The following is an 18,572-nucleotide window of genomic DNA, read 5'->3' as shown; positions in this document are numbered from 1 at the left end:
GACGGCAGATTCATGGTCGCCTGATCAGCCCACCAATTGCCGACCCCGTGAGCAATTACGTCCAACAAGGTCATGCCCAATAGTCCGCGCCTGGGATAGTCCACGGCTGTCTTGGCGCGCAGGGATGGCCGGTCGCGCAGGCCGAAATGGTGGATGTTGGCGATCTGGGCGGCCTTGGCGGAAAAGCCCACCCAGAAGCCGCCATCGGTGGCCTGGCTGCGCAGATAGCGGGCGCTAGCCAGGCGGCGGAACATAGCGCGTCGGCGCAGACCGCCGCGACGGCGCAGGGTGCCGTCGCCCGCGTTGCGATAGTCCTCCGGCACGGGCAGCCATTGGACGATCTTGTCGAAATCGAAGGAGCGGATCGCGCCTGTTTCGATATCGAAGCCGGTCATCATCCGGTCGGTTGCCCAGGTGAAGCTTTTGAGGATGACGCGGCGGGGTTCGCCGCCGGCGCCGGAGGGATAGAGGAAACAGGCTGCGCCGCGCCCGCTGATGGCCGCTGGTTTCGCCTTGCGCGGTTCGTAGGCGGATCCGTCGGGTTGGCGTTGGGCGGCGATCCGGGCGCGCTGGCTCTGGGCCAGTTGCCGGGCCATGCGGCGCATCAGCGTGCGGCGCTGCGACGAGGACAGGCTGCGTAGCAGGGCACCAGCGATCCGCTCAAGTTCGACCAGGTCGTCGGTCACGTATCTACCAAAAGTTCGTGGTTGCCGAATCCCTGCAGAAAGCTGGCCGACACACCGTCGAAGGCGTCGTTCAATGGCGGTTCGGGCGGGTGCTGGACATCATAGCCGCTGTTATCGGGGCGGGGCAGCACCAGGACGGATTCGGTCAGGTCGATGGAGATGAGGATGTCGGACATGTCGCCGTCGAGCAATTCAGCCTCAAAGGCGAAGGGTTCGCCATCTTCGCGACGGAGCAGCTGGGGCTGTTCGCGCTCGATCCAGGCCAGCATGGGCACCATGATGTTGTCCGCGTCGCCCGCGAAATCCCAGAGGCCGATTTTCAGCGTGTAGTGGTAAAGGAAGGACAGGGTGCGCGATCGGCGGGCGCTGACCTGGCCGCCTTCGACATAGATTTGCAGACGGTCGGGGTGGGTTTTGAGTTCCGGGATATAGGCAGTGAGCCACCGGCGCAGGCTATCGGCCTTTCGCATGTCAGTGCCCGGTTCCGTTCACCATGCGCGCCTGCGCCTGCAGGGCGATGAGCGTCGCGCGGATCTGGCCCGCCACATCATAGAGGTCGATCAGGCTGCCAGTGCATTGTGCGCCGGTCATGGCCCGGTCAGTTCGCTGGACTGTCGGCAATCGGGCGGGTGTCGCCAGCAATGCCCCAGATATCGTCGCCATTGGCCGTGGCGGCTGCGCGGTCGAGCAGGCCGACACCATCAGCATCGACGCACAGAGTGCTGTAGACCGGGCGATCGACGATTTTCTGGCTTTCACGGTAGATGGTCCTGACGTTGTTCTGACGGCTATATTCGGCCGACTGATGCTGCTCAGTCGACGCGTCGATCTGGCCCTGCAGCTTTGCCCGTTTGGCGTAGCGGGCTGCATCGGCGCGTCGCTGCGCCGCCTGTTCCTGCGCCGCGCCGACCGATAGGCCATAGGCGAAGCCAGCGGCACCGGTCAGGCAGGCGGCGAGCGCGGCCGCAAGGGCGAGGTGCGAGCGGCCGATCATGGCAACAGTCCCTTGAAATAGGTGCGGCGCGCATAGGTCAGCACGTCCTTGCGCAAGCGGCCGTCGCGATAGCTGACGTGGATCCAGCCACTATCAGGGATGCCGCGAACATGGTTTTCCAGAATGAGCTGATCGAAGGGCAGGCGATCGCGGATGAAGGTCGCGACGGTAACATTGTCGATTCCTGGGATCTCTAGATCCGCGGCTTCGCCCCGTGCATGCTGGCTGTCGGTCGAGGAGCCGACAGCGAGGCAGAGGCGGGGCGAGCGGAAGCCCGACGTGATGCGGATGGGCTTGGCGAAATGGGCGCGCAGCGGTTCCAGCACATGGACGCAGAGCCGCTTCATCGCCGCGATCTGGGCGACGTCGGGCCGGTTGTCGATATTCTGGGCAGCGGCGGTGGCCGAGGCGATGAATTCGGCCAGGCTGAAATGGGGCGATAGCTGCATGGGCGTTAATCCTTTGGGGGAAAGTAGCGATCGGCGATCCGCGTGGGGATCATGACCAGGGCGTCGCCAGCGGCGCGGACGAAGCGGGGCGTGGCGTCGAAGGCGGTGAGGGCGATGGCGAAGGCGATCGACTGGGCGACGAACCCGTTCCAGTCCGTCACGGCGATGATGCCGAGCGTGGCATAATAGCTGACCGTCGATCCCACGATCCATTGCAGGAAGCGCTGGCGAAAGGGCAGCGCCGGTTTCCATGCCTGGGCGACTGCAGAGCCGATCAGCGATGGGGTGAGCGAGCCGACCAGTTCAGCCGTCGATTGCAGAAAGGTGCGCAGATCCATGAATGTCAGTCCCAAAGCTGGATAATGGCGCGCGTCGCGGGCGCGGCGGTGATGGTCGTGTCGGCGGGCACGACCACGACCGTGCCCAACGGCAGGATGGGGCCGAGATCGACCAGGCCGGGGTTGGCATCCATCACGCGCGCCAGATGTGTCGGCCCCAGGCCTGCATCGCGAAACAGGAGCAGATCCAGTTCATCGCCTTGCCGGGCGACCAGGCGCAGCGCCCTGGCCATCAGATGAGATCCACGGTGGTGCGCGTGCGGCCGAGAATGTCGCGGATGGCATGGTGGGCATCGCGGCGCAGATCGCCGATCGACCCTTCCAGTTCGGTGGCCTGGTTCGCCCCGGCGGCGGTGGAATCGAAGTCGCGATGGCGTTCGACAAGTTCCGCCTTGGCAAAGAGGGCGACGGCGCGGCGATAGGCATGGATGCGGACACTGGCGCCATCGATTTGGGGCGCGGGCACGGCCGCCAGCGTGGCATGGCCCGCCGCGATCGAGGCGGTGGCGAAGCCCTGCAGATCGGACAATATGGTCATGATCGCGCCGACGATCGCACCGCGCAGGCGCAGGGGCGTGATGGTCGATGGAATGCGGGCGGCGGCACGTATGTCGGCGGGATCGACGTCCGGGAAGAAGCCGTCATTGACGATCACGTCTTCCGATTCGGGCGGTGCGTCGATCTCTTCGATCGAGGGACGGGCGACGAAGCTCATGCCATGATGCCCCGCGCGACCAGGACGATGGCGGCAAAGAGGAGTGCGGAACCGAGGAGCGTTTTCGCGCCGGTGACGAGGATGGCGTGCAGGAGAGGGCGCATGGGCATATCCTTGTGTCGGCCCGCCGACTTACGGGGGTGAGGATCGGGGCAGAGACGGCCCTGCAGCCCGAAGGCTTCCCGTCTCGCGCGATCCGCCCCCGAGCGCCGGGGGCGAGCCATTCAGGCGGCGGTCCCGGTTTCCGGGGGTGTGCCGCCCTGTTCCTTGTTCTCTTCGGACGGGAAGGCGGCGAGGTTGGCCGCCAGCAGTTTTTCCGTCCGCTTGATCTTGTCCTTCACGCCGATGCGCGGTTGCAGTGTCTGCGCGCGGCGCAGATCGGCCAGCACATGTTCGATGGCGGGGCGGGCGGCGGCCGAGGCCTCCGCCTGCTCAATGTCCGCAAGGCCTTCGCCGCCGATCGCCTTGAACAATTTGGCCGTGGCTTCGTCGTGCATGTCGAGGCCCATGGTCAGTTCCTCGACCCGTTCGAGGATGGCGAGGGGGAAGCGGTTTCCGGCGGACTGATCCTTGAGCGCGGCGTCGGCGATTTCCTCGACAAGGACGGTCGCCACGTCGCGGTTATAGCGCGCGGGCATGGCGACCCGGTGGCGCAGCAGGAATTCGGCGAGGTCCAGCGCCTGCGCATAGAGGCCGATGTCGATCATCCAGACCATGATGGTCGGGGCGACTTCGGCGGCGATGCCGGTGCCGACGCCTGCGTCGGCCGCGACCAGGCCATCGATCCAGTCGCTATATTCGGGCAGCATCTGGCGCTTGGCGTCGATTTTGAGGCTGATCGCCTTGATCTCCTTCAACCGGCGGAGGTCGTGGGAGAGGCGCAGGGCGATCTGCGCAGCGGCGCGTTCGACAGGCGAGGCATTGGTCCCCGACGCCATGACGGCGTCGGGGACGTTGGCCGCCCCATGGTGCAGGACGGACGCGGTGGATTGGGCAGCGAGAATTTTATCCCGGTGACGGCGAGCGAGGCTCATTGCGTGTCCTGACAAAAGGGGCGGTTTGGGGTGGGGGGGAAGCCGGGGATCAGGCCGGTTTCTGGCCCATGACGATGTTTTCGATCAGGACGGTCTTGCCATAATCTTCGACCACGAAAGCCTCGTTCACGCTTTCATAGTTGGCGATCTGGGTCAGTTCCGGCTCGTCCTTCAGGTAGCGACGGCGCGATTCCTCCTGCTCGTAAATCGCCAGATTTTTGTAGCTGGTGATGAGGATGGAGGCGGCGGGGAAGTCGGGCACGCGTTCGGCGGGGAAGCCGCCGACCTGGTTGGCCGCGCGCAGGATGGCGTCGCGCGCCAGCTGCTCGGTCGCGGTGTCCCCGGCCTTGTTGATGATCGGCATATATTTGTCGTGGACCAGGTCACGGCTGATCATGACGACCAGGTCGTCGGCATCCTGATGCCAGTCGTCGAGCAGGGTGCTGGCGTCCTTCACCAGGGCGTCGAGATTGACATAGTCGCGCCGGGCCGCGTCGTTGGTGTCAGCGACATAGATGGCCTTGCCCGTGGCGGTGAGGCCGCCATCGTCCAGCACGCGAGCGGGCGCATAGGTGCGGATCTTGTGCAGCCAGCCCTTGTTGACGTCCTGCAGGCGAGGATTGGCGACGAGGTCGGTCGCCGGGGCGACCGACGTGCCGTGGAAGCCGATGGTGATGCGATCAAGCCCCTGGCGCTTGAGGATGACATCGCGGACCAGCTGCTGAAATTCGGGCTTGTGCCGCCAGGCGTCGAGCCGTTCCCAGGCAATGGCATGATCGTAGAAGGTCTGTTCGCACCGATAGCGCCCGCCGTCGCTGGTATCGGTCGGATCGGTGGGCGTGCGGCGCGTGCCGCCGCGTGTGTTGACGCGGCCCGCCAAGGGGCGCGTGACGCCGACGCCGACCTTGTCCCCTTCCTGATTGACCACGGTTTCGAAGGCGATCTTTTGCAGAAAGGCGCTCGAATGCTGGATGAGTTCGACCATCTTCTGCTGGACCGAGGGGGCGACCGAGAAGCTGTCGGTGGCGAGCGGCACGCCGTTCAGGCGGGCCACCTGCGCCAGATAGGCAGTGAAGGCGATGCGGGTGTCACGATGCATGGGAAAGCTCCTGAACGGAAAAGGCGGTAGGCGAGGGGGCGGGCCGATCAGCAGTCGGTTTGGATGGACGCGCCGCCGCCGGTCGCGGGCGAGCGCGAAAAGACGGGCTGTTCGGTGGTTTCCAGCTTCGCCTTGAGCGCGGCGAAATCGCCCTGCAGCGTTGCCAGCGCATCGGTCGTCGGTTTGATGGCGGCGGCAACCTGTTCGCCGAGCGCGGTGCTGAAGGCCGCGAGATCGAAGCCATTGTCATTGGCCGGGGGCGGCGTTTTGGGTTCGTCCCTGGGCTTGTCATCGCGGGCGGCGAATTTTGCCGCCATGGCCGAGAAGCCCGCAACGATGGCGGCGGTGATGCCGGTCGTGCCGCCGCCGTCGGCCTCCAGTTCAATGTCCACCGCCTCGAAGGCTTCGGAAAAGAGATTGGCCGGGGCGGATTTGCGCGCGTCGAACATCGGTTTGAAGGCGGAGAAGTTGAACGCTTCCGTACCGAGCGAGGCCGGGTTGTCGGTGAGGCCAAGGCCGACCAGGCCGACCTTGCCCGTTCCCGCAAAGTCGGGTGCGATCTCGACCGAGGGGAAGGGTTTTTGCCCCCTGGCCCGCATGGCGATCAGCTGATCATTGGGTTCGACCTGGGCATAGAGGGCGCGGCGGCGGACGGTCTGGCCGTCGATCACCAGATCATCCGTCTGCGCCCTGACCGCGACGACGTCGCCATAGCCGTTGAACGGCGGATCGGGGCTGAAGCCCTTAATATGTTCGACGTTGATGCGCGGCGTGTAGTTGGCGGTGTTGAAGGTGGCGACGATGTCGTCGATCCACGAGGCCTCGATCTTGCGGCCGTCGCTTGCCGTGAAGCCTTCGACGAAGACGCGGAAAAATTTGCTCTTGGCCATGGTCGGTCCCGGTTCCCGTGGTGATGGGGCGCGTGCCCCCGTTGACCGCAGAAAGGGACGTAAAGCGCCGCGCGGCTCAAGCCGGGGCATGTGTAGAGGCGGCCTCTACACATGGAGGCCGATGCGTCGCGGATGATGGGCGCGGCATGGTTGCCCGCGATGAGCGATCAGCAATCTTCCGGGCAATCGCCCCAACCCGGCGCGCCGTCTGCCCTGTGGCAGTTCGATCCGCGCCGTCACGCACGCAGCCTGTATTGGCGCGGGTGGGGGGTGACGCAGATCGCCGACGAATTCGCGCTGCATGGCGTGGTGGGCGACAAGGGAAGCCCCATCCCGCGCGCGACGATCGAGGCGTGGAAGCAGCGCGACCGGTGGGACGATGCGCCGTGGATCCGCAAAATCGAGGACGGGCTGGAAATCCGGCTGCTGACCCTGATCGCCAAGGAAAAGAAGACCGGCGGCGATTATGTCGAACTGGATGCCCTGCGCAAGCAAGTGGAAAGCCTGGCCAAGGTGCGCCGGTTCGAAGCGCCGGGCGGGCATAGCGGCGACCTGAACGACAAGGTCGGCAATCGCAACAGCGGCGCGCGCAAGAAGGCCAGGAAGAATCATTTCACGGCCGAACAGGCGGCCGAGCTGAAGCGCATCTTCCTCGACGGGCTGTACGACTATCAGCATCGCTGGTGGCAGGCGAAGGACCAGCGCACGCGCATGATCCTGAAGTCGCGCCAGATCGGCGCGACCTATTATTTCGCGTTCGAGGCGCTGATCGACGCGATCGAGACGGGCCGCAACCAGATATTCCTGTCGGCGTCGAAGGCGCAGGCGCACCAGTTCCGATCCTATATCGTCAGCTTCGCCAAGCTGGTCGGGGTGGCGCTGAACGGTGATCCGATGCTGATCACGTCGGACTTGCGCCCGCCGGAGGAAGCGGCGGCCGAACTGCATTTCCTGGGCACCAATTTCCGCACGGCGCAGGGCCGCCATGGCAATTTCTATTTCGACGAATTCTTCTGGGTCCATTCGTTCGAGGAATTGAACAAGGTCGCCAGCGGCATGGCGACGCACAAAAAATGGCGGAAAACCTATTTTTCGACGCCATCGACGGTGGCCCATCCGGCCTATCCCTATTGGACCGGCGAGCGGCGTAACCGGCGGCGCAAGAAGGCCGAGCGGATCGAGATCGACGTCAGCCACCATGCGCTGACGATCGGATCGGTCGGGCCGGACCGGATCTGGCGGCACATCGTCAATATCCGCGATGCGGAGGCGGGCGGATGCGACCTGTTCGATATCGAGGAGCTGGAAGACGAATATGCGCCCGATGAATTCGCCAATCTTTTCCTGTGCGATTTCGTCGATGACAGCCTGTCGGCCTTTCGTTTCAACGACCTGGTCAAATGCGGGTGCGACAGCCTGGTCGAATGGGCGGATTTCAACCCGGAGGCGGCGCGGCCGTTCGGCCATCGCGCGGTGTGGGCAGGCTATGATCCGCAAGACAGCGAGGATGGCGACAATGCCGCGCTGGTCATCATGGCACCACCGGAACGGGAGGGCGGGACTTTCCGCATCCTGGAAAAGCACCAGCTGCGCGGGCTGGATTTCGAGCAGCAGGCTGAATTCATCCGCGCGGTGCTGTCGCGCTATAATTGCACCTATCTGGGCATCGACGCCACCGGCGTGGGCGCGGGCGTCTACCAGTTGCTCGCCAAGACCGAAAAGGGCGTGGTGAAGATCGAATATTCGCTGGAGGTGAAGGCGGGCATGGTCATGAAGGCGCAGAATGTCGTGCGCCGGGGCCGCATCGCGTTCGAGGCGGGTTGGATCGACATCGTCTCCTCCTTCATTAGCATCAAGAAAACGCTGACCACCAGCGGCCGCAATGTGACGTTCAAGGCGGGGCGGGGCGGCAATGACGGCCATGCGGACCTCGCCTGGGCGGTCATGCATGTCCTGATGAACGAACCGCTCGACGGCAAAGAGCCCCCCAAAGCAACGATGGAGATCCTATGAGCAAGCGCGCGCGCCGCATGAACCGGGGGGAGGGGCGCAATACCGCCCAGGGTGCGATTGTCGCCAGCAGCGCAAGGGCGGGGGTGGAAGCGTTCGCATTTGGCGATCCCGAACCGGTGATGGACCGGGCGACGTTGATGGAAATGGTGGAATGCTGGCACAATCAGCGCTGGTATGAGCCGCCCCTGCCGCTCGATGGGCTGGCCCGTGCCTTTCGCGCGAGTCCGCATCATAGCAGCGCGATCCTGTTGAAGCGCAACATATTGGCGGCCAGTTTCAAGCCGACGCGACTGTTGTCGCGCAAGGCGTTCACGGCGGCGGTGCAGGACTATCTGATCTTCGGTAACGCCTATTTCGAGGCGCGCATCAATCGATTGGGCGGTGTGCTGCGACTGGACCATAGCCTGGCCAAATATACGCGGCGCGGCGTGGAGCCGGGCCTATTCTGGTGGGTGCCGGGCTTTCGCAACGAAGTGCAATTCGCGGCGGGCAGCGTGCTGCAGATCATGGCGCCGGACATCAACCAGGAGATTTATGGCCTGCCCGAATATCTGTCGGCCCTGCAGTCGGCGCTGCTCAATGAGAGCGCGACGCTGTTTCGCCGCCGCTATTATCTGAACGGCAGTCATGCGGGCTATATCCTCTATGCGACCGGCGATTTTGCCGAGGGCGATGTCGACGCGATGCGCGATGCGCTGAAAAAATCGAAGGGGCCGGGCAATTTCCGCAATCTGTTCGTCCATGCGCCGAGCGGGAAGGAGGGCGGCATCAAATTGCTGCCGATCGCGGAGGTGGGCGCGAAGGACGAGTTTCTGGGCATCAAGAACACCACGCGCGACGATGTGCTGGCCGCGCATCGGGTGCCGCCGCAGTTGCTCGGCATCGTGCCGGTGAATGCGGGCGGGTTCGGGAGCCTGGCCGACGCGCGCGACAGTTTCCATGTGCTGGAGATCGAGCCGATCCAGGCGAAGTTTCTGGAGGTGAATGACGCATTGGGCGTCGAGGCCGTGCAGTTTCACGCGCGGGCGGCGGCCGCCGCCTAGATGATTTCAACGCCGATCGGCGCGCGCGTGGTGCGTGTGCCGGGAGGCGGGGGGAACCGCGCTGCAACGCGGATCACCTGACGAGGATGCTCTCGCCATGACCATCGGCCACCCTGGCCGCCCCGCCCCTGTGACCAGGGCGGTGGATCACATGAGAGCTAAATCCAATATGTCTCCAACAATCGTTCAACCCGTATCGCCCGCCGCCGGTTATATCGGTGGCAAGCGCAATCTGGCGCGCCGCCTGACCGCCATTATCGATCAGGTGCCGCATGACTGCTATGCCGAGCCATTCGTCGGGATGGGGGGTATTTTCCTGCGCCGCACGCGCAAGCCCAAGGCGGAAGCCATCAATGACATATCGGGCGACGTGGCGACGTTTTTCCGCGTGCTGCAGGAGCATTATCCCTATTTCATCGACATGATGCGGTGGCGTGTCGCGAGCCGGGCCGAGTTCGAGCGGCTGCGCGCGTTGCCCGCCGATCGGCTGACGGACCTGCAGCGGGCGGCGCGATTCCTGTATCTGCAGCGGCTCGCCTTTGGCGGGAAGGTCGAGGGGCGGCATTTCGGCGTCGATCGACACAATGGGTCGCGGTTCAACATCGCGAAGCTGGAGCCGATGCTGGCCGACATTCATGAACGGTTGGCGGGCGTCGTCATCGAGCAGCTGGGCTATGGCGCGTTCATCCGGCGCTATGACGGCGCGGAGACGCTGTTCTACCTCGATCCGCCCTATTGGGGATGCGAGACCGACTATGGCCAGGACGTGTTCGGCCGAGCGGATTTCGAGCAATTGGCGGACCAGTTGGCGGGAATTGCGGGCAAGTTCATCCTGTCCATCAATGCGACGCCGGGGGCGCTGGCCATGTTCAGTCGCTTTCATGTCGTGGAGGTGGGGACCAGCTACACGATCGGATCGGCGAATGGCGGGGCAGGGGCGGCCCGCGAGTTGATCGTGAGCAATTTTCCGCTGCCTGGTTGATAGCGCGGATGGAGTGGGGGAGCCGCCGGTGGCCGGGGTCATCGGCGGCTTTGCTGTGTCTGGGAAGGGTGGGTAGGCGACTGTCCGTTTTCGACCTGATAAGCCGATAAGCCGCCCTTGCCGCGCAGTGCCAAAAGCGGCAACATCTGCCTATGAGGTTCTGTTCGACCGTCGTCTTCGTTGCGCTCGCGAGTCTCGTTACGTTGGGGTGCAATCGCACGTCGGAGAACTATGCCTCAAAATGTTCAACCCCGCGCAAGAACTGGGGCCGGGAGAAGGATGGCATCGGTCATTTAAGGACGGTCCAGCCGATTTACATTGCCTCGGACGGATCAACGCTTTGGAACCAGACGGTCATCTCAGACGCCACTCTTCGGCGCTACATGGCAATTATGAGTGACATGAACCCCGAACCTCAAGCTGTGCTCGACGTTGCGCCTGCTGCGGCGTGCAGTCGCGTGGAAGCGATTCGCGCGATTATGGATGCTGCACCGCTTTGCAAGGGGCCACATTCGCTTTGCAGCGAGGGATGGAATTGGCGGCAATGGCCCAAATCGGACGATTCATAAGGTCCGCTATCTGGAAATGCAAAGATGACAATCACCGGCAAAAAATGGTCGATGCCTGACCGGCAGCTTCTACGTCGTCCATAATTCCTCATAAACGTGAATGAGCGTCGGCTTTTGGGGACGGAAAATTCGACCCTGAATGTCGACAAGTGGCGCATGGCAGAATCGAGATGGGAGACGCAACGGCTGGTATAAGATGGGGCCGAGCGCCCCATCCCTTACATCAAAGGCCGTCCAGCCCCTTGCTGACCAGAATGTTCACCTCGACGCGACGGTTCTGTGCCTTGCCTTCCTCCGTGCTATTGTCCGCCCGCGGGTCTGCCTGTGCCATGCCGGTGGGGGTCAACATGCGATAGGGCTTCCAGTGACAGGCTTGCTGGAGATAATTGACGACGCCACCGGCTCGCTTCTCACTCAGTGCCTGGTTGAATTCAGCGCTGCCTGTGGAATCGGTATATCCCACGACGAGCAGGAGGGCATTGTCCATGCCCTGCGCGGTGCTCGCAGCATTGCACAGGTCGCTCTTCGCTTGCGGGGATAGAACAGCCTTGCCAGTGTCAAAGTTCACGCTGGTTGTGCTCTTGATGTTATACTGATCGATCTCGCCCATGCGTCCGCGCAGTGCGTCTGTAGCAGCGGTCTGCTCGTTAAAGCGCTGATCGGTTCCGTTGTGGATCATCGTGGCAGTCTTGAGATCCTTGCCGGTCAGCTTGATCTGGCTTGCCAGAAGGGCGTCGCCCGACCGCAACGTTTTGATGGTCACCGGCAGGCCGTTAATCAGCGAGGTCGCTGCCAGCTTATCGCTGTCCAAGCCAAAGAGGCCTTTGCTGGCCGTGATGCGGGTCATGTCGTCGATCGTGACGATCGATTTAGTACCATCAACGGCAGTGACCTGCACTTTGGCACCGCTGCGCGCAGAAATGATGCCCTCTATTTTCGGGCCTTCGGACAGTTCGGACCGCTCCTCCGGGGTCGGATAAGTAACGGTCACTTCAAGGGGGGCGTCAGGAAGCGGCTGCGTCTGTGCTGACGCACTAGTCGCTGCGCCAGTAAACAGCGTACTCAGCAACAGAAGCCTTGCACTATTAGAAATGATACTCATCGCATTCCTCTTCAGCAATTGGGCGGTGGATCACCGTTAATCGTCGAACCATCCGCCGGACGCGGGCAAAAAACAATAGCCCGCTGTCTACGCACTAGATTTGCAGCCTCAAATTACGCCCTGCGGACGTGACATTCAGACTGTTGAGGATAACCTGTCCATCAGATGAACAGAGGCCCAAATCGATAATAGGATCGATAGTGTGCGTTCGCCACGCGACGAGCCGACATGGGCGTGCGGCCATCAATCGATGGGTTTGTCCCTTCTCAACATTCAGCGAGCAAGCTGCGTTTTCAATCCGGTAGATACTCGGCCAGCCGGTTGGCCCAGCCAAATTTCTCTGCCTCTCGCAACGCGCAGACCAGTTCCCATATCTCCATGGGATGGGGCGAATGCCCCTCTTCGATCATCATTGTCATCGTGTTGAACTCTCGAGCGAGATCCTGGTCTTCCTGCGGCATCGCTCTTGTTCGCGCTTCGTTCTCGATTCGGTCAAGTGGTATTGCGTGGCGACGGGGCGGACGGCCGGGGCCGGGGAGTAGGATCCAGGCCGAGAGGGTCAAGAGGGAGAGCTCCTCGGCCCGGACCGGGCGGCGACCCCGAATCGCGCGCTTATTCCCCCGCCTCGCCCGCGCACTTTTTATGTCGCTTTTGATGCACTGGTGAAGCGGCGTTCAAGCGGCTGACGGCCTGCCTTACACTGCCCATTTTTCACACCCCGATGTGATGCGTTTTGATGCAGCGACGGGGCTGGGGACGGATGGCGGTCAATGGCACAGGATTTTACCCTGGGCGCCCCCTGGGAAGCCCCGGTGGCGCGCAAGCGACACCGTCTCCCGACGGCGCGTCGAGAGTGGATGGACGCCATTTCAGGCGACGGCTGTGGCGATTCCTTCAAATCAAAGCCTGGCGAAGCCAGTCCTCATCCCCTTTATATATCTACCCTCGGATAGTGTCGGGACTTCCGACTAGCACTATCGCGACGATCTACCCCGGCCTCCAAAGCATCAAGGACGGCCAGGAGGGCGGGATCAGCCTCCGGCTTAGGCGGTGCGGTCAAATGTTTTGGGGTGCGACCATGTCGTTTGATGACCTTGCGCTTTAGCGCCGCCCTGAACGTATGCCACACCCGGCGAGGCGCGCTGCAGATGTCGAACCAGAATGCGTTGCTGATCTGCTCTCGTTGAGGTCCGGCCATTCCCACCGTTTCCGCGGCTATTGTTCTGCGCACCCATCTGAGGCCGAGCCACTTCGCGAATCGCTTACAGGCTTCGATCGCGGTTGCCCGATGGCAACCGGCGCGGTCGGCCAGTTCCTGATAGCTAGGATCGAGGCGGCCGGTTTTGAAATCGATCAGCTTCAGAAGGCTGAGCAAGATTCGCCGGTCCCCGTCTTGCAGGCGGTCCGCTTCCCGGTAGCGCTTTGTGCGCTGGTCGTGGAGCAGCTCATCGAACGCCTGCAATATGGCACCGATCCAGTCCCATCCATCGCGGACGGGCTTGAACACCTGAGCGCGCTCATCATCGATGTCATAGCTGTTGCGGCGGGGCGTGCGTTTCCGATCAGGATCTTTCCGATCGGTGAAGCCCGCAGCGATGTCGCCAAAGGAAAGCACGCTCATGCGCGCGCTCCGCAGTCAAATCGGGCCGCTGAAAAAAGGCGATTCGTTTGGCCTTGATGTATGCGCAAGAGGAGCACAAAATGCCCTTTCAAACGCAAACCGCCGAAGATGTATGTTAATGTCGGTGCCGGATGCAGGATTTGAACCCGCGACCTTCGGTTTACAAAACCGCTGCACTACCCCTGTGCTAATCCGGCGCGCCCATCGGGCCGAACGCCCTTACTATCAGATGACGCCGAACGTCCAGCCCTCTGTTGCAGCGATATGCGGCGTCAGGGGCGCGGGCGACCAAAGCGCCGGTTCCAGCGCCGCCCGCCGCATCCAGGCGGCCGTGACGATCGCATCCGCGCCATGGTCATCGGGCAGCGATTCGGCATAGGGCGCAGACTCCAGCGCCGCCAACGCCGCGTTGATCGCCTCCAGATCGCGCATCTTGCTCCGCCCCTTGGGCCGCCCCGCAGCGCGCGCGGCAATGCTGGTGTAGATTTCTACGATCAGCGAACCGGTGGTGGGCAGGGGATCGAATGGCCATATCGGCACATGCGGGCGCAGATGGTGCAGCAGCCGCATCCCTGCAAAACTGGCCTTGGCGACCTGCGCCGCGCCGATCGCGTCATAGACGGTGGACGGCTTGCCGCCGCCGCCCACATTATAATGGGCTTCGCAGGCACGGTTATGCATATAATCGGCCTTCGTCCCGTCCGCCTTGCCGAAATAGAAATGACGGCGATGGGCGATCTCCAACAGGCTGGCCGCGCCCAGGTCGACATCGTCGCACACCGACTCGACATAGGCCCAGAAGGAGGGCGCATCCTGCGGCACCACATCGCCCGGCAGATAGGCCCCGCGCGCAACATAAGGCGGGGCAAAGCTGAAATCGAAGCCGAACAAGGTCGAGGCCTGCGCGCAAGTCGCGATTAGCCAGTCGGCGACCGCCTTGCGTGACCAGAAACGCTCGGCCGGTGCGACCAGGCGCGGCGCGGCATCGCCCGCATCGCATACCGCCACCGCAATCCCCTTGTGCCGCGAACCCTTCGCCCCCGACCAGTCGATGGCGACAAAGCGGTCGAAGCGCGGCGTCATGCCTCCTGCCGCTCGGCGCGCAACCGGTTCCAATGCGCGATCCGCTCGGCAATCCGCGCTTCGAAACCGCGATCGGTCGGCGCGTAGAAGGTCTGCGGGGTCATCTCCTCCGGCCAGTAATTCGCGCCGGAAAACCCCTCGGCCGTGTCATGGTCATATTGATAGCCCTTGCCATAGCCGACCTGTTTCATCAGCTTGGTGGGCGCGTTGACGATGTTCATAGGCGGCATCAGCGACCCGGTATCGCGCGCCGATTTGAACGACGCCTTCATCGCCGCATAGGTGGCGTTGGATTTGGGCGCGGTCGCGCAGTAAAGACAGGCCTGCACGATCGCCAGTTCGCCTTCGGGGCTGCCCAGAAACTCATAGGCATCCTTGGCGGCCAGACACTGGACCACCGCCTGCGGATCGGCGAGGCCGATATCCTCGGTCGCAAACCGCACCAGGCGGCGCAGCACATAGAGCGGCTGTTCGCCCGCCGTCAGCATCCGCGCCATATAATAGAGCGCGGCCTGCGGGTCCGACCCGCGCAGCGACTTATGCAGGGCGGAGATGAGATTATAATGCCCCTCCCGATCCTTGTCATACACCGCGACGCGGCGGTGGAGCAGGGCGGACAGCCCCGCCGGATCGAGCGGTTCGGGTAGGTCGATCGCATAGAGCGTCTCGACCTGGTTCAGCAGAAAACGCCCGTCGCCATCGGCGCTGGCGAGCAGCGCATCGCGCGCGGCAGAGGTGAGCGGCAGGGGCCGCTGCGTCAACGCCTCCGCCCGGTCGAGCAATTGTTCGAGCGCGGTTGCGTCCAGCCGCCGCAGGATCAAGACCTGCGCGCGCGACAGCAGGGCCGCGTTCAACTCGAAGCTGGGATTCTCCGTCGTGGCACCGACCAACGTCACCGTGCCATCCTCGACAAAGGGCAGGAAGCTATCCTGCTGGGCGCGGTTGAACCGGTGGATCTCATCCACGAACAGCAACGTCTTGGCACCCTGCCGCGCATGGTCCTTCGCGGCGGCAAAGACTTTTTTGAGGTCCGCAACCCCTGAAAACACCGCCGAAATCGGTTCGAACCGCATCGCCACGGCATCGGCCAGCAGCCGCGCGATCGTCGTCTTGCCGGTGCCGGGCGGTCCCCACAGGATGATGGAGGACAGCCGCCCCGCCGTCACCATCCGCCCGATCGCGCCGTCCGCCGCGGTCAGATGCTCCTGCCCGACCACCTCCGCCAAAGTCCGCGGCCGCAACTGGTCGGCCAGGGGCGCATGATCACGCGCAGCATCGTCGGAAGCGAACAGGTCAGCCATGAGGACTATATAGGGAGGGCAGGGCGCTCAGGGAACGGGGCTGGATCGCAGCACCATGCCCTGCGCCCGCTGGCGGATCACGCGCAAATAGGTATCGACCAACGCCTGATTGACCTGATCCCAGCCATTGCGCTCCGCCCGCGTGCGTGCCGCGTCGCCCGCACGGGCGCGCGCCGCACTATCGTCGCAATAATGTTGCAGCGCATCGGCGAAGTCGCCGATCGCGCCGGGGCGGATCAGCCGCCCGGTGACGCCATCCGTCACCAGGCTTTCGCTGCCGGTCGCCCGCGCGGCCACGGTCGGCAAGCCACAGGCCATCGCCTCCAGCGTCACATTGCCGAAGGTCTCCGTAACCGATGGATTGAACAACATGTCCATGCTCGCAACCGCGCGTCCCAGATCCGGCCCGCCCTGAAAGCCGGTGAAGACGGCGTTCGGCAACCGGTTCTGGAACCACTCGCGCGCCGGGCCTTCGCCCACGATCAGCACCTGATGCCGCACCTGTCGCGCCGCCAACTGGTCGATCGCATCGGAAAAGACGTCCAGCCCCTTTTCCATCACCAGCCGCCCGATAAAGCCGATCACCGGCGCGTCATCTTCCATGCCCAGCGACTGCCGCCATGCCAGGCTGCGGCGGCCGGGGTTGAAGATGTCGCGATCAATGCCGCGCGTCCAGATGCCGACATCATAGCTCATCCGCTGTTCGCGCAGCAGCTGCGCCATCGAATCGGACGGCGCGACGATCGCATCGCAGCGGCGATAGAAACGCCGCAGCATCGATTCGATCAACGGCTCCAGAAAGGCGAGGCCATAATAGCGCGGATAGGTTTCGAACCGGGTATGGACCGACGCCACCGTCGGCAGGCCATGGTCGCGCGCCCAGCTGAGCGCCCGATGGTTCAGCGGGTCGGGGCTGGAAAGATGGATAAGATTGGGCTGGAACGCCTTGAGATCGCGGCGAACCTGCACCGACATGCGATAGGGGACACGATATTCCTTGCGCCCCGGCACCGGGAAAGACGGCGTGCTGACCAGATCACCGGCAGGCGCGAACGCCGGCGTGTCGGTGGTCGGCGCATAGACCCGCACTGCCGCGCCTTGCCGCAGCAGATAGCCGACAAAGCGGTTGAGCGCCTGGTTCGCGCCATCGCGCACATAATTATAGTTGCCGCTGAACAGGGCAACGCGAAGGCCGGATGCATCCATCGCCGCCCCTTAGCCCAACAGAATGTAAAACCCAAGGGAACCGGTTAAGCCGTTGGGAATTTTGACCTTCGCTTGTCATGTAAACCGGCTGGCGCAGCATGCGCCCGACAGGAAGAGGATGCCCTGATGACCGAGACATTTCGCAAGGGAAAGCGGGTCAAGTGGAACTGGGGGCAGGGCGTCGGCCGGGGTCACATTACCGAGCGGTTCGACCGCCATGTCGAACGCACGATCGAAGGGTCGCTGATCCGCCGCAACGGATCGCCCAACGATCCCGCCTTCCTGATCCATTCCGACAATGGCGGCGAAGTCCTCAAGCTGCGTTCGGAAATCAGCCCGGCCTGACGCCACCTGTCGCCGATCGGCCCTCGCCAGCCGCGCGCAGCCATGGCAACATGGCGGCATGGATACGCCCTTCATGACGGTCGATGCCCTGCTCGTCGGCAAACCGGCCCCCTTTCGCGGCCCCGACTATAGCGCCATCGCCAAGACCCCCGTGACCGGCCCAGTGCGGATCGGTTGGGGCGGCCTGGAGGGCGATCAGGTCGCCGACCCCATCCATCATGGCGGCTGGGACAAGGCGATCCATCTCTATCCGCAGGACCATTATGCCTGGTGGCGCGACCGCAAGCCGGGCCACCCACTGCTGGACGCGCCCGGCGCCTTTGGCGAAAATATCGCCGCGCGCGGCATGACCGAAGAGACGATCTGCTTAGGCGACCGCTTCACCCTGGGCAGCGCGATCGTGGAGGTCAGCCATGGCCGCCAGCCCTGCTGGAAACTCGACCATCGCTTCGGCGCGCGCGATGTCTTGGCCACCATCGTCAAGACCGGCCGATGCGGCCTCTATTTCCGCGTGATCCGCGAGGGCGAGGCGCAGGCAGGCGAGCGCATGGCCTTGCTCGACCGCCCCTTGCCGGACTGGCCCATCGCCAGGGTCTTTCACCTGCTGATCGGCGGCGGTCATAAGGCAGACCGCGACGCGGTGGCGCTACTGGCCGATATGCCCGTGCTTGCGGAAGCATGGCGGGAGCGGGCGTGGCACTTGGCGTGCTAAGATGAGCGAGCGGCATCGGCCATCGGGGACTGCTTGATGCCGGAGCGCTGGCCGGATATGATTGCTGGCATGACCAACAGCCTAGCATCGCTTCTCTGGGGCTTTGGCCTGTTCATGTGGGTCGTCGGGATGGTTGCCGCACTGCCATTGTGGGCGGCTTTGCCCATGTCCGGCTTGCCAGTGGGGGTTTTGCTGCTCTGGTCCGTCGCCAAGGACCGGCGGCACCGCCGTCTGAAGCGCTGATGCGCGACGACATATCGTCCATCGTCATCCTCACCGGCGCGGGCATTTCTGCCGAAAGCGGCCTTGCCACCTTTCGCGGGCCGGATGGCCTCTGGGAAGGGCATCGCGGGGAGGATCATGGGCAGTCACATTGCGAATGATTTCTGC

Annotated in this window: 22 protein-coding genes, 1 tRNA gene and 1 pseudogene; 7 read left to right on the top strand and 17 right to left on the bottom strand. The window is 63.6% G+C overall.

Going from position 1 to position 18,572, the window contains the following annotated elements:
- The 10 genes from IL54_RS22670 to IL54_RS04085 all read right to left on the bottom strand — a co-directional run.
- Positions 1-686: phage virion morphogenesis protein (locus IL54_RS22670; RefSeq protein WP_081912989.1), on the bottom strand; the 686-nt coding region annotated here is incomplete at its 3' end.
- The gene (locus tag IL54_RS04125; RefSeq protein ID WP_037473463.1) at positions 683-1,156 is read right to left on the bottom strand and encodes a phage tail protein; all 474 of its coding nucleotides are present in this window, start codon (positions 1,154-1,156) and stop codon (positions 683-685) included. The genes IL54_RS04125 and IL54_RS22670, both read right to left, overlap by 4 nt.
- Positions 1,157-1,284: 128 nt before the next feature.
- Entirely contained in the window at positions 1,285-1,680 is a 396-nt protein-coding gene (locus IL54_RS04120) for a hypothetical protein (RefSeq protein WP_052027543.1), read from the bottom strand.
- Entirely contained in the window at positions 1,677-2,129 is a 453-nt protein-coding gene (locus IL54_RS04115; protein WP_037473461.1) for a D-Ala-D-Ala carboxypeptidase family metallohydrolase, read from the bottom strand. Before IL54_RS04115 ends, IL54_RS04120 begins: the two co-directional genes overlap by 4 nt.
- 5 nt (positions 2,130-2,134) lie before the next feature.
- On the bottom strand, positions 2,135-2,467 hold the full coding sequence (locus IL54_RS04110; RefSeq protein WP_037473460.1) for a hypothetical protein: 333 nt from the start codon (positions 2,465-2,467) through the stop codon (positions 2,135-2,137).
- 5 nt (positions 2,468-2,472) lie between these two features.
- On the bottom strand, positions 2,473-2,700 hold the full coding sequence (locus tag IL54_RS04105; RefSeq protein WP_052027542.1) for a tail protein X: 228 nt from the start codon (positions 2,698-2,700) through the stop codon (positions 2,473-2,475).
- Positions 2,700-3,182, bottom strand: coding sequence for a head completion/stabilization protein (locus IL54_RS04100; RefSeq protein WP_052027541.1), 483 nt, complete (start codon positions 3,180-3,182; stop codon positions 2,700-2,702). Before IL54_RS04100 ends, IL54_RS04105 begins: the two co-directional genes overlap by 1 nt.
- Before the next feature lie 224 nt (positions 3,183-3,406).
- Positions 3,407-4,216, bottom strand: a complete 810-nt coding sequence (gene gpM, locus IL54_RS04095) for a phage terminase small subunit (protein WP_037473459.1) — start codon at positions 4,214-4,216, stop codon at positions 3,407-3,409.
- Positions 4,217-4,265: 49 nt separating this feature from the next.
- Positions 4,266-5,315, bottom strand: coding sequence for a phage major capsid protein, P2 family (locus tag IL54_RS04090; RefSeq protein ID WP_037473457.1), 1,050 nt, complete (start codon positions 5,313-5,315; stop codon positions 4,266-4,268).
- Between the two features lie 47 nt (positions 5,316-5,362).
- Positions 5,363-6,205 carry a GPO family capsid scaffolding protein gene (locus tag IL54_RS04085; protein ID WP_037473455.1) on the bottom strand — a complete coding sequence of 281 codons (843 nt, stop codon included), beginning with the start codon at positions 6,203-6,205 and terminating at the stop codon, positions 5,363-5,365.
- Positions 6,206-6,316: 111 nt separating this feature from the next.
- On the opposite strand from IL54_RS04085, the gene IL54_RS04080 reads away from it, so the two are divergent.
- From IL54_RS04080 to IL54_RS04070, 3 genes are all read left to right on the top strand, one after another.
- Entirely contained in the window at positions 6,317-8,218 is a 1,902-nt protein-coding gene (locus tag IL54_RS04080) for a terminase large subunit domain-containing protein (RefSeq protein ID WP_443210308.1), read from the top strand.
- The gene (locus IL54_RS04075) at positions 8,215-9,261 is read left to right on the top strand and encodes a phage portal protein (protein ID WP_037473454.1); all 1,047 of its coding nucleotides are present in this window, start codon (positions 8,215-8,217) and stop codon (positions 9,259-9,261) included. The genes IL54_RS04080 and IL54_RS04075 overlap by 4 nt, the downstream gene beginning before the upstream one ends.
- A gap of 169 nt (positions 9,262-9,430) precedes the next feature.
- A complete protein-coding gene (locus tag IL54_RS04070; RefSeq protein WP_037473452.1) occupies positions 9,431-10,243 on the top strand; it encodes a DNA adenine methylase in 813 nt (270 codons plus the stop codon).
- Positions 10,244-11,035: 792 nt separating this feature from the next.
- On the opposite strand, the gene IL54_RS04065 is transcribed toward IL54_RS04070, so the two are convergent.
- From IL54_RS04065 to IL54_RS04040, 7 genes are all read right to left on the bottom strand, one after another.
- Complete coding sequence (locus IL54_RS04065) at positions 11,036-11,914, bottom strand: OmpA family protein (protein ID WP_037473451.1); 879 nt, start codon at positions 11,912-11,914, stop codon at positions 11,036-11,038.
- A gap of 293 nt (positions 11,915-12,207) precedes the next feature.
- Entirely contained in the window at positions 12,208-12,375 is a 168-nt protein-coding gene (locus tag IL54_RS23930; protein ID WP_156106109.1) for a hypothetical protein, read from the bottom strand.
- A 470-nt stretch (positions 12,376-12,845) separates the two neighbouring features.
- Positions 12,846-13,535 carry a hypothetical protein gene (locus IL54_RS04060; protein WP_037473450.1) on the bottom strand — a complete coding sequence of 230 codons (690 nt, stop codon included), beginning with the start codon at positions 13,533-13,535 and terminating at the stop codon, positions 12,846-12,848.
- A gap of 125 nt (positions 13,536-13,660) precedes the next feature.
- Positions 13,661-13,732 (bottom strand) — tRNA-Thr (locus IL54_RS04055).
- A 28-nt stretch (positions 13,733-13,760) separates the two neighbouring features.
- Complete coding sequence (locus IL54_RS04050; protein WP_037473448.1) at positions 13,761-14,618, bottom strand: hypothetical protein; 858 nt, start codon at positions 14,616-14,618, stop codon at positions 13,761-13,763.
- Positions 14,615-15,919 (bottom strand): replication-associated recombination protein A, encoded by a 1,305-nt coding sequence (locus IL54_RS04045; protein ID WP_037473446.1) that lies wholly within the window; start codon positions 15,917-15,919, stop codon positions 14,615-14,617. The genes IL54_RS04050 and IL54_RS04045 overlap by 4 nt, the downstream gene beginning before the upstream one ends.
- A 27-nt stretch (positions 15,920-15,946) precedes the next feature.
- Entirely contained in the window at positions 15,947-17,125 is a 1,179-nt protein-coding gene (locus IL54_RS04040; protein WP_037473444.1) for a glycosyltransferase family 4 protein, read from the bottom strand.
- Positions 17,126-17,251: 126 nt separating this feature from the next.
- Here IL54_RS04040 and IL54_RS04035 point away from each other — a divergent pair, with 126 nt between their 5' ends.
- From IL54_RS04035 to IL54_RS23925, 4 genes and pseudogenes are all read left to right on the top strand, one after another.
- Positions 17,252-17,470, top strand: coding sequence for a DUF2945 domain-containing protein (locus IL54_RS04035; RefSeq protein ID WP_037473443.1), 219 nt, complete (start codon positions 17,252-17,254; stop codon positions 17,468-17,470).
- Between the two features lie 58 nt (positions 17,471-17,528).
- Positions 17,529-18,182: an MOSC domain-containing protein gene (locus IL54_RS04030; protein WP_037473442.1), complete on the top strand. Its 654-nt coding sequence runs from the start codon at positions 17,529-17,531 to the stop codon at positions 18,180-18,182.
- Positions 18,183-18,251: 69 nt separating this feature from the next.
- Entirely contained in the window at positions 18,252-18,425 is a 174-nt protein-coding gene (locus IL54_RS24575; RefSeq protein ID WP_162182196.1) for a hypothetical protein, read from the top strand.
- Positions 18,425-18,541 (top strand): annotated as a pseudogene (locus tag IL54_RS23925) (Sir2 family NAD-dependent protein deacetylase); the annotation flags it as partial. The gene IL54_RS24575 and the pseudogene IL54_RS23925, both read left to right, overlap by 1 nt.
- Positions 18,542-18,572: the final 31 nt, after the last annotated feature.

This window comes from Sphingobium sp. ba1 (assembly GCF_000743655.1).
Classification (GTDB): Bacteria; Pseudomonadota; Alphaproteobacteria; order Sphingomonadales; family Sphingomonadaceae; genus Sphingobium.
Note: the sequence above shows the minus strand (reverse complement) of the source record. Positions and strands in the feature narration are given on the sequence as shown.